Origin of the sequence: Flavobacterium sp. 1355 (assembly GCF_017833415.1) — a bacterium.
GTDB lineage: Bacteria > Bacteroidota > Bacteroidia > Flavobacteriales > Flavobacteriaceae > Flavobacterium.
This window is the reverse complement of record NZ_JAFICC010000007.1, coordinates 1-14,032: the sequence shown is the minus strand read 5'-3', so window position 1 is coordinate 14,032 and position 14,032 is coordinate 1. Positions and strand designations below refer to the sequence as shown.

11 protein-coding genes are annotated in these 14,032 nt (G+C 36.0%); 1 reads left to right on the top strand and 10 read right to left on the bottom strand.

The features are described from left to right. Positions 1-4: 4 nt before the first annotated feature. The 10 genes from JOD96_RS10080 to JOD96_RS10035 all read right to left on the bottom strand — a co-directional run bounded on the left by JOD96_RS10080 (position 5) and on the right by JOD96_RS10035 (position 12,014). Positions 5-241: a hypothetical protein gene (locus JOD96_RS10080; protein ID WP_209564155.1), complete on the bottom strand. Its 237-nt coding sequence runs from the start codon at positions 239-241 to the stop codon at positions 5-7. Between the two features lie 57 nt (positions 242-298). Continuing rightward, positions 299-2,017, bottom strand: a complete 1,719-nt coding sequence (locus JOD96_RS10075) for an ATP-binding protein (RefSeq protein ID WP_209564154.1) — start codon at positions 2,015-2,017, stop codon at positions 299-301. Between the two features lie 87 nt (positions 2,018-2,104). Further along, on the bottom strand, positions 2,105-3,232 hold the full coding sequence (locus tag JOD96_RS10070) for a sensor protein KdpD (protein WP_209564153.1): 1,128 nt from the start codon (positions 3,230-3,232) through the stop codon (positions 2,105-2,107). 216 nt (positions 3,233-3,448) lie between these two features. Continuing rightward, positions 3,449-4,525: a porin gene (locus JOD96_RS10065; protein ID WP_209564152.1), complete on the bottom strand. Its 1,077-nt coding sequence runs from the start codon at positions 4,523-4,525 to the stop codon at positions 3,449-3,451. Positions 4,526-5,035: 510 nt separating this feature from the next. After that, positions 5,036-5,626, bottom strand: a complete 591-nt coding sequence (locus JOD96_RS10060; RefSeq protein ID WP_209564151.1) for a K(+)-transporting ATPase subunit C — start codon at positions 5,624-5,626, stop codon at positions 5,036-5,038. Positions 5,627-5,804: 178 nt separating this feature from the next. Beyond that, positions 5,805-7,838 carry a potassium-transporting ATPase subunit KdpB gene (kdpB, locus tag JOD96_RS10055; protein WP_209564150.1) on the bottom strand — a complete coding sequence of 678 codons (2,034 nt, stop codon included), beginning with the start codon at positions 7,836-7,838 and terminating at the stop codon, positions 5,805-5,807. 153 nt (positions 7,839-7,991) lie between these two features. Continuing rightward, complete coding sequence (gene kdpA / locus JOD96_RS10050; protein ID WP_209564149.1) at positions 7,992-9,713, bottom strand: potassium-transporting ATPase subunit KdpA; 1,722 nt, start codon at positions 9,711-9,713, stop codon at positions 7,992-7,994. A gap of 31 nt (positions 9,714-9,744) precedes the next feature. After that, positions 9,745-9,822 carry a K(+)-transporting ATPase subunit F gene (gene kdpF, locus JOD96_RS10045; protein WP_073489533.1) on the bottom strand — a complete coding sequence of 26 codons (78 nt, stop codon included), beginning with the start codon at positions 9,820-9,822 and terminating at the stop codon, positions 9,745-9,747. 169 nt (positions 9,823-9,991) lie between these two features. Continuing rightward, entirely contained in the window at positions 9,992-10,273 is a 282-nt protein-coding gene (locus JOD96_RS10040) for a hypothetical protein (RefSeq protein ID WP_209564148.1), read from the bottom strand. Positions 10,274-10,670: 397 nt separating this feature from the next. Continuing rightward, a complete protein-coding gene (locus JOD96_RS10035; protein ID WP_209564147.1) occupies positions 10,671-12,014 on the bottom strand; it encodes a sigma-54-dependent transcriptional regulator in 1,344 nt (447 codons plus the stop codon). A gap of 266 nt (positions 12,015-12,280) precedes the next feature. Between JOD96_RS10035 and JOD96_RS10030 the strand changes: the two genes are divergently transcribed. After that, positions 12,281-13,285 carry an LLM class flavin-dependent oxidoreductase gene (locus tag JOD96_RS10030; RefSeq protein ID WP_209564146.1) on the top strand — a complete coding sequence of 335 codons (1,005 nt, stop codon included), beginning with the start codon at positions 12,281-12,283 and terminating at the stop codon, positions 13,283-13,285. The last annotated feature ends 747 nt before the right edge of the window (positions 13,286-14,032 follow it).

Genomic DNA, 14,032 nt, shown 5'->3' with positions numbered 1-14,032 from the left:
CAAATTATTTCTTTTTTAGCCATTCTTTCATTTCTGAGATTACATCTTCGTTTTTATGGAATTTGCCATCTTTTATTTGATTTCGGCTCTTTGAAATAGAAGGTTGTTGCTCAAGATTTAATTCATATAAAGCTTGTTCAGAGGAATCAAGAATAGTTTGAAGAGCTTTTAAAAAAATCATATCCTTTGAATCTCTAATTCTTGAAATTAAATTTTCTTTTATTTGCGCTGTCATATCCATATCGATTCATTTTAATATTCAAAATTAAAGATTTATTTCCAAAATAGTATAAAAAAATTAAACCTTCAACGAAAACCAAAACGTACTTCCCAATCCTAAATTACTTTCAACCCCAACATTTCCATTCTGGGCTTCAATAAATTCTTTGCTGATCGCCAAACCCAATCCGGTTCCGGATTTTTGACTTCCGGGAACCTGGAAATATTTGTCGAAAACTTTGTCTTTGTATCTAGCGTCAATTCCTTTTCCGGTGTCGATAACCTGAAATACAATCTGATTGTTTTCTTTTTTTAATTGAATGACAATCGTGCTTTTTTCAGAAGAATATCGAATTGCATTCGACAAATAATTAATCAAAACCCAGCCTGTTTTTTCGCTGTCGGCTTTTACGTCCTGAAGATTTTCATCAGCATGAATAACCAATTGAATTTGCTTTTGATCTGCCTGAACTTTTACGGCTTCAACGGCGTAATTTACAATTTCGTGCGGATTGCTTTTTTCGATATTCAGCTGAATATTTCCGGTTTCTAATTGTGATAAATTTAGCAATTCGCCTGTAATTTTCAATAAACGCTGACTGTCATCTTTTATACTTTCGACCAATTGTTTCTGGTCGTCGTTCATGTCGCCGGTTTTGGCATTTTCAAGCAATTGTAAACTCAGTTTTATAGATGCAATTGGCGTTTTTAACTCGTGTGAAACGGTGGCAATAAAATTGGTTTTGGCAAAATCCAGTTCCTTAAACAGTGTAATATTTCTCAGAATAATAACGTCGCCAATATTGATTTCTTTTTCTTCGCCTGTTGGAATTATGGTAATGTTCAGAATTTCCTTTTCAAAATAGCTTTCTTTGCCGTGTGCATAAATTTTTAGCGGTTGTTTTTTAGGAGAATCAGTATCATTTTTTACAATCAAGGAACGAATCAAATCATTAGAATGGGCTAGGGCAGAAGCCGATTTTCCGATAACATCTTCCAATTTTAAACCGATAATTTTCAGTGCTTCATCGTTTACAAACAGAATAATGCCGTCGTTATCCAAACCAATAATAGGATCATTCATATTATTGATAAGCGTTTCTAATCGTTTCTTTTCGAAAAACAACTTATACAAATTACTGTCGCTGTATTCCTGAAGTTTCTGCGCCATCGTATTAAACGATTTGGCCAAATCGCCATATTCGTTATGATTGGTAAAATGTACGCGCTCTGAATAATTTTTGTTGGCAATTTCTTTAATACTCTCAGTTAATTCCTTAATCGGATTGGCAATATTATTTGGCAGATTCACCAATAAGTTAAAAGCAATCAAAAAGCATAAACTGCCCACAATCGCAATCCATAAATTGGCATTTTCGGCCGTATGTTTGGCAATATCACTTTTCTGTTTTATGGCATCCAGATTCAGTTTCATAATCGCAAAAATGTCTTGCCTGATTTGTGCTTTTATACTTTCATCAGAACTGTTTTTTTCTAAAAGTAAAAAATCATTTTCAAGTTTGGCTGTTGCTTCTTTTTCGCCGGGCTCGGTAACATTTTGCGTCTGTTTTTCAAGATATTCCTTGAAAACAGAAATCTTATTATCGGGACTTTTCTTAATTTCATCCAAAGACAAAATCATATTTCGCGAATATTCCAGCGTATTATAATTCGCTTTCAGAATATTCTCTGTGTCTGCTTTTATCAAAAAAACAGAATAACCACTTACTAACGAAAGTATAATGATCATTAAAAATAATAAGCCAACACCCAGATTCAATTTGGTTTTAATTCTCATATTTTTGTTTTTTGGTAAAATGTGAGTTGTGAGATCTAAAATGGGTTTCCCTAAAACATCTAACATTTTACATAAATCATTTTACACTTAAGATAAAATAACAAGATCCACATTCGATAAAGACAGGCGATTTAACAAACGTCTGAAAATTGTTGTAGACAAAATTACTTTAAATAAATTCAAATGCGGTTTTCCGATGCAGACAGTTGTAATTTGTTTTTCTTCAACAGCCATCAAAATCGCATCGGCAATATTTTTATGTTCAATTTTAATTACTTCGGCACCCAGTTGTACGGCCAGTTTAAAGTTATTAATTAAATGCCTTTGTTTGTCTAAGGCAATTTTGGTACTGCTTTCTTTTGGCGTTTCAACATACAAAACATACCACGCTCCATTATAATAACTCGCTAATCGTGCCGTTTTTCGAATCACAATTTTTGCCGTTTTATCGTTACTGCTAATACAAGCCAATAATTTTTCGTGTTTTAAAGCATTAATTTGAGGTACTTCATTTTCAACTTTTCGAACCACCTGGCTCGCTACTTCTTTCAAAGCCAATTCACGCAATTGCAGAATTTGTTCCGATTTAAAAAAGTTAGTCAAGGCGGTCTGAATTTTGTCAGCCGTATAAATTTTTCCTTCTTTCAAACGTGCAATCAAATCTTCAGACGTCAAATCGATATTAACCACTTCATCTGCCAAACGTAAAACATTATCCGGAATTCGTTCCTGAACATCAATTCCTGTAATGCGCTTCACGTCTTCATTTAAACTTTCAATATGCTGAATATTAACTGCCGAAATCACATTAATTCCCGCTTCCAGAATCTCTAAAACATCCTGCCAGCGTTTTTCATTTTTGCTTCCTTCAACGTTTGTATGCGCCAATTCATCAACAATCACTACTTCAGGCCGAAGGTTTATAATAGCCTGTACATCGAGTTCTTCGAGCTGTTTTCCTTTGTAGAAAATAGTTCGCCTCGGAATCACACGCAAACCAGCTAAAAGCTCATGCGTTTCCTTCCGCATATGTGTTTCGATGTAACCAATTTTTACGTCAATTCCGTTTTTCAACAACGAATGCGCTTCCTGAAGCATCCGATAAGTTTTTCCCACACCTGCGCTCATCCCAATGTAGACTTTAAACTTTCCTTTCCGTGATTTCTGAATTAAATCGAGAAAGTGTTGTGCGTTATTTTTTTCTTTCTGTTCCATATGGTTTTGCCACGAAGGCACTAAGTCGCAAAGTTTTTATTTTTTTAGCCACAGATTTCACAGATTAAAAGGATTTTTTTTAGCCACGAATTACACAAATTTTCACAAATTTTTATTTGATATAATTCGTGGAAATTTGTGTAATTCGTGGCGAATAAATCAACATAAAGAGATATAGAAATCCTTTTAATCTGTGAAATCTGTGGCAAAATAATTTTAAAAAGAAATCGCCAGCGAAGTCGTCACAAACGTATTCGTATCCGTTGAGAGATTATCTTTTGTAAATATTTCATCTTTACTCGAAAGATTTCTGGCTTCAATTCTAAACATTACATTATCAGTAACTAGATAATCAAAGTTAGCCGAAAATCCGTAAGTTTTAAAACCGTTTTCAGTTTCTGTTGCGATAATTACACCTTTTTCATCGCTATAATATTCTCCACGCATTGCTATCTGAATCTTATCAATTGGTTTGTATTGCAGAATTAAAACAGGCGAAAACCAAGTGTCGTATTTGTTACTACTTTTAGCCGATTGTTGCGAACCAACATCAACACCAGCCGTAATATTTGTTTTGTCTGTTACTTTAAATTGCCCGTAAAAGTTATTGAAATAACGCCATTTTTTGTCGATATCAGGCTGTTCATTTCCAACATACGTACTCCAGTTCAAAACCACTTTATCAGTTGGTTTATACGTAATTTGCGTTCCAAATGCAGGCGTATGGTTTCCGTCAATTTTCTGAATTCGCTGCCAGCCGTTCAAATACATTCCGGCCAAATACCATGCGCCAGATTCAGAGGTGTAACCAATTTTAACTCCCGCTTCATAATAAGGAGAATTCTCAGCCAGAATACTTCGGGTTAAGGTCTGGCAATCTTTTCCAATTGCACTTTCAAAACCAATATGCGCTGGCATAATTCCCGCATCAACCCACAAATTATGACTTTGCGAAATCTTGACACCAACATTGGCTTCATAAACATTTTTCAGTAAATCCTGCTCCGCCGACATATTATATTGCGCATACGTTCCGGCCATCAAAGCAAAATTTCCCCGAATATTATCTTTCGAATAATTCACTTTTGCCATACCCAAATTCAGATTCACTTCGTTGCTTCGGTTATAATTATAAAAAAATCCCGGGCGTGTATGATTCTCCGGTTTCCCAAAATCATAACTATAATAAGTTTCTAAATATCCTGAGAACGTCAACGGACTTTTTGATTCTTCTTGCGCCTGTAAATTGCTAAAACCAAATGCGATTAAAGCAGTAAGTATTATTTTTTTCATTTTGTTTGTCATTGCGAGGAACGAAGCACTCGAGCGCCAGCGAACTGAGCGTAAGCTAATCTCATCCTCATTATTTATTTAGATTTTTTTGGGTAAAAAAGGCGTATTAATTTTATTAGTAGGTTTTTAAGGAGCTGTTTCCCGCTATCCGTTTCAATCTTTTCCTTTTTAAAGAAAAAAGAAAAAGGATTTCCACTACTATCGGGGCTAGGGCATTCAGGGTAAAAGGAAGTTTTTTTTCCTGCAATCCCGAAGCTTCGGGACAAAACCTGTTAGGTATTATTTAAGTTTCAGTTTTCTATTCCAATTCTCGCTTCAGTTTGTCATCCTGAGGAACGAAGGATCACACCAGAAAATCGACAAAGATTGGCAACTCTGTTTGCGGAATTTCGTTTGTGATCCTTCGTTCCTCAGGATGACAAACAGAGTGGTTACTCTATGATTACTGGTTGATGTAGATTATCATACCTAACAGGTTTCCAAAACCTGTTAGGAGAAAAACTGAGAACCTTAGCGACTCAGTTCCGAAGCTTCGGGATCAGAACCTTTTTTAGAAAGTTCATCCAGCGCCACATTCAATTCCAAAACATTAACCGTTTCAGGACCAACAACAGCCGTATTAATTTTAGATTCAACCAAAGCCTTTACTTTAGATTCAGTTAATTTTCGTTCTTGAGCAATACGTTTTACCTGAATCAAAGCCCCTTGCGGAGAAATATTCGGATCCAATCCACTTCCTGAAGCCGTTACCATATCTGACGGAATCTCAGATTTTTTTAAGTAAGGATGAACGACTAAAAACGTATCAATTCTTTTTTGAACCAAAGCTAAATAATCAGCATTGCTTGGTCCTTTATTGCTTCCGGCACTTCCTGCAGCATTATAATCTACAGCCGAAGGTCTTCCCCAGAAATAATTTGGCTTATCGAATTTCTGACCAATTTTTTGGTAGCCCACGACTTTCCCATTAACCAAAATAGTTTCTCCTTTTCCCTGATTCGGAGCAAATTGTGCAATTCCATAAATTGCAAGAGGGTAAATAAGTGCAAACAAGATTAAAGTAAGCAGTGTCAATTTTAATAGTGAGAATATATTTTTCATTTTTTGAGGTTCTAAGGTTCTGAGATGCTAAGGTTCTAAGTTTTTTTTTCTTTGAAGCTACTAATCAAAGTCCGTGTTTTTAATTTGAGTTCTTTTTTAAAGTTCTAAGAGACTAAGGTTCTGAGGGACTAAGAAGAAAATCTTAGAACCTTAGCATCTCAGAACCTTAGAACCTTTTTTACATAAATAAAGCAACAAGTAAATCAATCAATTTAATCCCGATAAATGGAATAATCAATCCGCCTAAAGCGTAGATCAACAAGTTTCTTTTAAGAATTGCACTTGCTCCAATAGGTTTATAATCAACGCCTCTCAGCGCAAGCGGAATCAAAATCGGAATGATAATCGCGTTAAAAATAACCGCTGATAAAATCGCGCTCTCAGGACTATGCAAATGCATAATATTTAAACCTTGGAGCGCAGGAATCGCAGTAATAAAAAGAGCAGGAACAATGGCAAAATATTTCGCAACGTCATTTGCAATAGAAAAAGTAGTTAAAGTTCCACGAGTCATTAAAAGCTGTTTTCCAATTTCGATAATTTCGATTAATTTCGTTGGATCATTATCAAGATCGACCATGTTTCCTGCTTCTTTGGCAGCCTGAGTTCCGCTGTTCATCGCGACACCCACGTTTGCTTGTGCAAGGGCAGGAGCGTCATTAGTTCCGTCGCCCATCATGGCAACCAATTTTCCTAAGTTTTGCTCATTTTTAATGTAGTTCATTTTGTCCTCAGGTTTCGCTTCGGCAATAAAATCATCAACACCGGCAGCTTCTGCAATAAACTTGGCCGTAAGTGGATTATCTCCCGTAACCATCACAGTTTTTACACCCATTTTTCGCAATCGGTCAAAACGTTCTTTCATTCCGGTTTTAATAATATCCTGCAATTCGATAACACCCTGAACCTGATTGTTTTTTATCACCACCAATGGCGTTCCTCCGTTAGTAGAAATATCAATTACTTTTTGAGCTGTATCTTCAGGGAAATTATTTCCTGCCTGAACAGCAATGTTTTTTGCCGCATCCTGAGCACCTTTTCGAATATTGGTACCGTCTTTTAAAATAACTCCGGAAGTTCTGGTTTCTGCGGTAAATTTGATTAAAGTAGCACCTTCAATTGATAATTTATTGGCAGTTTCGGCTCCCGCCAATTCCACAATACTCTTTCCTTCCGGAGTGTCATCTGCCAGTGAACTTAACACAGCAGATTTTATAAAATCTTCTTCTGAAACGCCTTTTGAAGGATAAAAATTGGTTGCTTTCCTATTTCCTATTGTGATGGTTCCGGTTTTATCCAAAAGCAAGACATCAATATCTCCGGCAGTTTCTACCGCTTTACCAGATTTTGTAATTACGTTGGCACGCAGTGCTCTGTCCATTCCCGCAATCCCAATTGCAGAAAGCAAACCGCCAATTGTAGTTGGAATCAAACAAACAAACAACGCAATAAAAGCGGCAATCGTTATAGGTGCATTCGCATAATCTGCAAAAGGTTTTAGGGTAACACAAACAATCACGAAGATTAAGGTAAAGGCCGCTAACAAAATTGTCAAAGCAATTTCGTTTGGCGTTTTCTGACGGCTGGCACCTTCAACCAAAGCAATCATTTTATCCAGGAAACTTTCTCCAGGTTCTGAGGTTACGATTACTTTTATTTTATCAGACAGTACTTTTGTTCCTCCGGTAACGGAAGATTTATCACCGCCGGCTTCGCGAATTACAGGAGCACTTTCGCCAGTAATAGCACTTTCGTCAATAGTAGCCAAGCCTTCGATAATTTCTCCGTCAGTTGCAATTAAATCTCCCGATTCGCAAACGAAAATATCTCCTTTTTTCAATTCAGATGAACTGATATTTTTGATTTCTCCGTTAGGTAAAATCTGTCTGGCCGGAGTTTCTTCACGTGTTTTTCTTAAACTGTCGGCTTGCGCTTTTCCTCTGGCTTCAGCAATAGCTTCCGCAAAATTGGCAAACAAAAGCGTTGCAAGTAAAATCAAAAACACAATTAAATTATAAGTAAAACTGCCCTGATCTGTTGCTCCCATTAATATGGAAATACAAACGGCAAACATAATCGCAGTTCCTATTTCTACGGTAAACATTACCGGATTTTTGATCATCAGTTTTGGATTCAGCTTCACAAAAGACTGCGCTAAGGCTTCTTTGACCTGTTTGCTTTCAAACAATGATGTTGATTTATTAGTTGTCATTTTCTTGTAAAAAGTTAAATGTTATTTGTTAAATGTTATGCGTTGGAAAACAAATAGATGATAAAAACATAGCCAGCGGTTTCAACCGCTAGCGCAACGCATATTACAATCTGTGCCCCCGTGGTTGAAACCACGGGCTATGTTTGTTGGGCACTATTTTAGTGTAAAATATTCTGCCAATGGACCTAAAGCCAACGCCGGAAAGAATGATAAGGCAGCAATAATTGCGATTACAGCAAAAACCATAACTCCAAAAATAGAAGTGTCCGTTTTTAAAGTTCCGGCACTTTCAGGAATGTATTTTTTGTTTGCCAGTAATCCTGCGATTGCCAATGGCCCAATAATCGGAATGAAGCGGCTTAGTAACAATACAATTCCTGTAGTAATATTCCAAAACGGATTATTATCTCCCAGACCTTCAAAACCAGAACCGTTGTTAGCAGCACTCGAAGTATATTCATATAACATTTCAGAAAATCCGTGATTTCCAGGATTATTTAACCAGCCCGTAGCATTTCCGCTAAACCAATAACCCATTGCCGTGTCATTTGCAGCAAAATAAGAAGCTAAAGCTGTTCCGGCTAATATTAATAAAGGATGAAGAATGGCAATAAAAGCGGCAATCTTAACTTCTCGCGCTTCGATTTTTTTACCTAAAAATTCTGGTGTTCGACCCACCATTAAACCCGAAATAAATACAGCCAGAATGATGAAAATATAAAAGTTCAGGATTCCAACGCCGCAACCTCCGTAAAAGGCGTTGACCATCATCGCAAGTAATTCCATCGCTCCTGATATCGGCATAGAACTATCGTGCATACTGTTTACAGAACCGGTAGAAATTACAGTTGTAGCAATACTCCAGAATCCTGAGATGGCGGGGCCAAAACGAACTTCTTTTCCTTCCATTGCTCCCGTTGTTTGCGCTATTCCCATTTTTTCGATAGCAGGATTTCCGTTAAGCTCACTTGAAATCGTTGGAATCACTAAGAGTAAAAAACCAACCGTCATTACACCAAAAATGATGTAAGAGAATTTTCTTTTGTTGAGGTAAAATCCAAGTGCAAAAATCATCGCAAACGGTACAATTAATTGCGCCCAAAGTTCAACCGCATTAGTAAAATAAGTTGGATTTTCTAATGGATGTGCTGAGTTGGCTCCAAAAAATCCACCCCCATTTGTACCAATATGTTTAATAGCAATAAAAGCTGCAGCCGGTCCGCGTGAAACTTGTACTGAATCGCCTTGTAAAGTTGTAATGGTATCCTTTCCTTCAAACGTCATAGGAGTTCCGCTAAATAATAGAGCAACTGCTACAATTGTAGAAAGAGGTAGTAATATACGAGTACAGCTTTTAATGAAATAGTTATAGAAGTTTCCTAGCTTATCGGTAGTTCTTTCTTTCATTGCATTAAAAATCATTGCAGCAGCGGCCATTCCGACACCAGCAGAAACAAATTGCAAAAACATTAAAACCATCTGTGACAAATACGAAATTCCGCTTTCGCCAGAATAGTGCTGTAAATTACAGTTTACTACAAATGAAATAGCCGTATTAAATGCCAAATCTGGCGTCATGGATGGATTGTTGTCGGGATTTAAAAATAAAGATCCCTGAAAAAGCAAAACAAAAAAGCAGAGAAAGAACCACACCATATTTACACTCAAGAGTGCTTTTAAGTGCTGTTTCCAGTTCATTTCTTCAGCAGGATTAATTCCGCTGATTTTAAAAATAAATTTTTCAATTGGATTGAAAATCGGATCAAGTAATGTTTTGTCTCCCAGAAAAACTTTAGCAATATATTTCCCTAAAGGAATTGCTAAAACAATGGTGAGGAGAAAAATACCTATGATACCTAATAATTCTGTGTTCATATATTGAATTTTAGATTGTTGATTTTAGATTTTAGAATTTTTCAGGTTTGATTAATACATAAACCAAATACACGAAAACGGCGATTGAAACAATAAATAGTGCTGTCATGATTTAGATTTTTTCAAAGAATTCAACAGATTTAAAACAAATCGCAAACAACACAACGGCCAATGCGAGTAAAAGAAAAGTGATCATATGATTTATTTTAGATTTTAGTCCCGAGGCTTCGGGATAGATTTTAGATTGTCATGCGATTAAACAATTAACCGATTGAGCTTTATACGCCCGAAGTATTAACTTGTTTGATATATTCCGCTTTAAGCGTTTGAGGGAAAAGATGTGAAATGTTGCAGTGACGCACTTCCATAAAAGAAGAAACAGAGAAAATGTACACGTTTGAAATGGCATTTTTAGTTTCGATACTTCCGGAAATAAATAAGCGTTCTGCAAGTGCCAGACATTTTTTTGCACGCACGATATTTCCAGAAATTATAGATTTTTTGGTGATCTCGGCAAAGCGTTCGGCTTGTTTGTAGATTGAGGTTACTTGAGTTTTCATGAGAATGAATTTTTTGTTCTTTCTCCTTATGCCAAAATATGTTCCGAAAAAGTTGGGGTGTAGCTAAAGTGTTGTCAATAAAAGGAATGTAGTTTCGTGCCAAAAATTAAGCATAAAAAAAGCCTATCAAAATGATAAGCTTTTATTGAAATGATAAGGTTATTTAACTTTGGCATTTAAGTCCCAGCGGGACGATATGTTTATAGAAATTACAACGTTCGTTAAAAACCCCATCGGGGTGGTATGTTAAATTATAAGGAAATATTAAGATGTCGCTCCGATGGAGCTTTGACTTAAAAACCGATTACATTCTTCTATAAACATCTTGCTCCGCTGGACCTTTAAAATAGGAATTTGGAATTTATCCCTGTAGCTGTCTGGATTGGAATTTAATTTATTATTGAATTCCGTACTCTTCCAACTTTCGATACAACGTCGCAATTGCAATTTCTAATAATCTTGCCGTTTCAGCCTTATTGCCTTTGGTATAATTTAAAACTTTCTGAATATGCAGTTTTTCAATACTCTGCATCGAAAAAGCCGACATCGATTTTGTTGCTTTTTCAGGTTGATGCTGCATTTCATAAGGCAGCACATCCGAAGTTAAAGTATTCCCATTACTCAGAATAACCGATCTTTCGATAATATTTTTAAGCTCACGGATATTTCCCGGCCAGGAATAATTTTCTAGTTTCTGCAGAAAATCATCTGAAATAGCTAAAGTTTTTTTATTCGTTTTTTCAGAAAATTGCTTAACAAAATGCTGTGTAATTTGCGCAATATCTTTTACTCTTTCGCGCAAAGGAGGTAATTTTATTTCAAAAATATTCAAACGAAAATATAAGTCAGAACGAAAACGGTGTTCATCACTTTCTGTTTTTAAATCTCTATTTGTTGCAGCAATTAATCTGAAATTTGATTTTTTTGGAGTGGTGTCGCCAACCATAATATATTCACTGGTTTCTAAAACACGTAATAATTTGGCTTGAAGTTCGATTGGCATTTCACCAATTTCATCCAGAAATAATGTGCCACCATTCGCTTCTTCAATAAAACCTTTTTTATCTTTCAAAGCTCCTGTAAAAGCCCCTTGTTTATGACCAAAAAGTTCGCTTTCTAAAATTTCTTTGCTGAAAGTACTACAGTTCAAAGCCACAAAAGATTTGCCAACACGATTACTGTTTTCATGAATTGCCTGTGCAAAAACCTCTTTTCCGGTTCCGGTCTCTCCAGTAAGTAAGACAGTCGAATCGGTTTTGGCGACTTTTTTGGCAAGATCAATAATCTGTTCAATTCCCTTAGATTTTCCAATAATAGTATTAAAAGAATATTTGTCGTTGATACGTTTTTCGAGTTGCTGAACTTTTTTCTGCAATTGCACTTTTTCTACAGCTTTATAAAGAAGCGGAATAATTTTATCATTATCATCTCCTTTTACGATATAATCAAAAGCGCCATTTTTCATCGCCTGAACACCATCCGGAATATTTCCGAAAGCAGTTAACAAAACAACTTCAACGAAAGGGAAACTTCCTTTTATGTTTTGAAGAAAATCGACTCCGTTTCCATCAGGTAATTTTACATCACACAGAACAACATCAATTTCGGTTTGCTCCAGTTTTTTAAAACCCGATTTTAAATCTTTCGCCTCAAAAACTTCAAATCCTTCAGATTTTATAATTCTTGCCAGCAGACTTCTAAGTTTTTCTTCGTCGTCTATAATTAAAATTTTGTGCGTCATTTGAGGAAAGGCTAAAATCGAAAGTTGTTTTTAAAATACAAATTTAGACTTAAAATTAGTTATCTTTTTATTTCATGTGAAATTGTTGATTCAAATAATTTCTGTTGTTGTTTGAGTAGGAAGATGAAACTGATATAGAAGCAATTCCTAAAATCTTATATTAAATTACATAATACTTGTATCTACAAATATTATAATTCTATTAACATTAGAAAACAAAACGTATCCATATAAATGAGTTAATTTTGTAGACTAGCATTTTTTATATGAAAAACCCAATTTCAATCTCATTATTAGACCTCGCTATCATCACTCAGGATAGCAATGCCACAGAAACATTTCAAAAAACAAAAGACATAGCGCAATTAGCAGATAATTTAGGATACAAACGATTTTGGCTTGCCGAGCATCACAATATGGCACACGTGGCCAGTACGGCAACAGTTGTTTTGATTGGTTATGTGGCAAGTCAGACAAAAAACATTCGCGTAGGTTCTGGCGGAATCATGCTTCCGAACCATTCTCCTTTAGTAGTTGCCGAACAATTCGGAACTTTAGAAACACTTTACCCCAACCGAATTGATTTAGGATTAGGAAGAGCGCCGGGAACAGATCAGCCAACCGCCGAAGCAATCCGAAAAGACTTTTTTGATCAGGCACAGCGTTTTCCGCAAAATGTGAGTAAACTCCAAGAGTATTTTTCAGCCGAAAACGCAACAGGAAAAGTACGTGCATTCCCAGCCGAAGGTTTAAAAGTTCCAATTTGGATCCTGGGATCAAGTATGGACAGCGCAGCTTTAGCAGCAGCTTACGGATTACCTTATGCTTTTGCCGGACACTTTGCACCAAAACTAATGATTCAGGCATTTGAGTTTTATCGCGAAAATTTTCAGCCTTCAGAATATTTAGACCAACCCAAAACAATGGCTTGTGTCAATATAATTGCTGCAGACACAAACGAAGAAGCAGAGCTATTATCTACCAGTTTGTATCAAATGTTTCTTAACTTAATTAGAAACGACCGCAAAGGATTACAGCCGCCAGTTTCGTCGTTAGATGATATTATGAATGAAGCAGAACGTTTCCACGTAAATCAGATGACAGCTGGAACCTTTACAGGAAACAAAGAACAATTAATAACCGATTTAAAAAAGTTCATTGATTACGCAAGAATAGACGAACTTATGGTTACAAGCCCAATCTTTGATCATCAGGCAAAACTAAAAAGCATTCAAATTACAAAAGAAGCAATAGATAGTATCAACAACTAAGTATACATCTTAGAGAGTGTTTTTTTATACTATATTATATAAGAGTAAATCCCGACCGTTTCAAAACAGTCGGGATTATTTGTTTTAAGGTAACCCACCAATTCCATTCACATCCTAACAGGTTTCCAAAACCTGTTAGGTTTATTTTTTACACATATATATAAAGGAGAAAAAAAAACTATCAGGCTGAGCAAAGCGAACATTACTATTTATTGAAACCTGAAACCTGAAACCTGAAACCTGAAACCTGAAACCTGAAACCTGAAACCTGAAACCTGAAACCTGAAACCTGAAACCTGAAACCTGAAACCTCTAATTTAATCAGGAGCTAATCCCGCTATCCGTTCCAATCTTTTGTGTCTCGTTAAAGAAACGAGACACAAAAGGATTTCCACTACTATCGGGGCTAGGGGAGCTGTTTTCAGAAGAAGATAATCCGTTTTGAGGAAGAAAAAGTGAGGCTTTGCGACTTCGCGACTTTGCGAGAACCAAACACAATCAAGGAAAATCCAGCTTTGTGTCGCTTTGAAAAACAAGTAAAGCCGAATAAAAAGGGAAAAAGCAAACTTTGCGTCCTGGTGCCTTTGTGGCAAAAAGCACGGCGAACAGGCAAAACCAGCCATAATTTCAAAATACTCAAAAAAACTTTTCATTATAAAAACCATCAGACCAGTAACTTATAAAAAAGATTGAAATTATATAATAAAAACCCTTGTAAATGTAAATAAAGGTGCTACTTTTGCACCC

Coding starts and splice junctions, on each gene's coding strand:
- kdpB (WP_209564150.1), bottom strand. CDS start 7,838: ATGACAACTAATAAATCAACATCATTGTTTGAAAGCAAACAGGTCAAA.
- JOD96_RS10070 (WP_209564153.1), bottom strand. CDS start 3,232: ATGGAACAGAAAGAAAAAAATAACGCACAACACTTTCTCGATTTAATT.
- JOD96_RS10035 (WP_209564147.1), bottom strand. CDS start 12,014: ATGACGCACAAAATTTTAATTATAGACGACGAAGAAAAACTTAGAAGT.
- JOD96_RS10080 (WP_209564155.1), bottom strand. CDS start 241: ATGGATATGACAGCGCAAATAAAAGAAAATTTAATTTCAAGAATTAGA.
- JOD96_RS10060 (WP_209564151.1), bottom strand. CDS start 5,626: ATGAAAAATATATTCTCACTATTAAAATTGACACTGCTTACTTTAATC.
- JOD96_RS10075 (WP_209564154.1), bottom strand. CDS start 2,017: ATGAGAATTAAAACCAAATTGAATCTGGGTGTTGGCTTATTATTTTTA.
- JOD96_RS10040 (WP_209564148.1), bottom strand. CDS start 10,273: ATGAAAACTCAAGTAACCTCAATCTACAAACAAGCCGAACGCTTTGCC.
- kdpA (WP_209564149.1), bottom strand. CDS start 9,713: ATGAACACAGAATTATTAGGTATCATAGGTATTTTTCTCCTCACCATT.
- JOD96_RS10030 (WP_209564146.1), top strand. CDS start 12,281: ATGAAAAACCCAATTTCAATCTCATTATTAGACCTCGCTATCATCACT.
- JOD96_RS10065 (WP_209564152.1), bottom strand. CDS start 4,525: ATGAAAAAAATAATACTTACTGCTTTAATCGCATTTGGTTTTAGCAAT.
- kdpF (WP_073489533.1), bottom strand. CDS start 9,822: ATGACAGCACTATTTATTGTTTCAATCGCCGTTTTCGTGTATTTGGTT.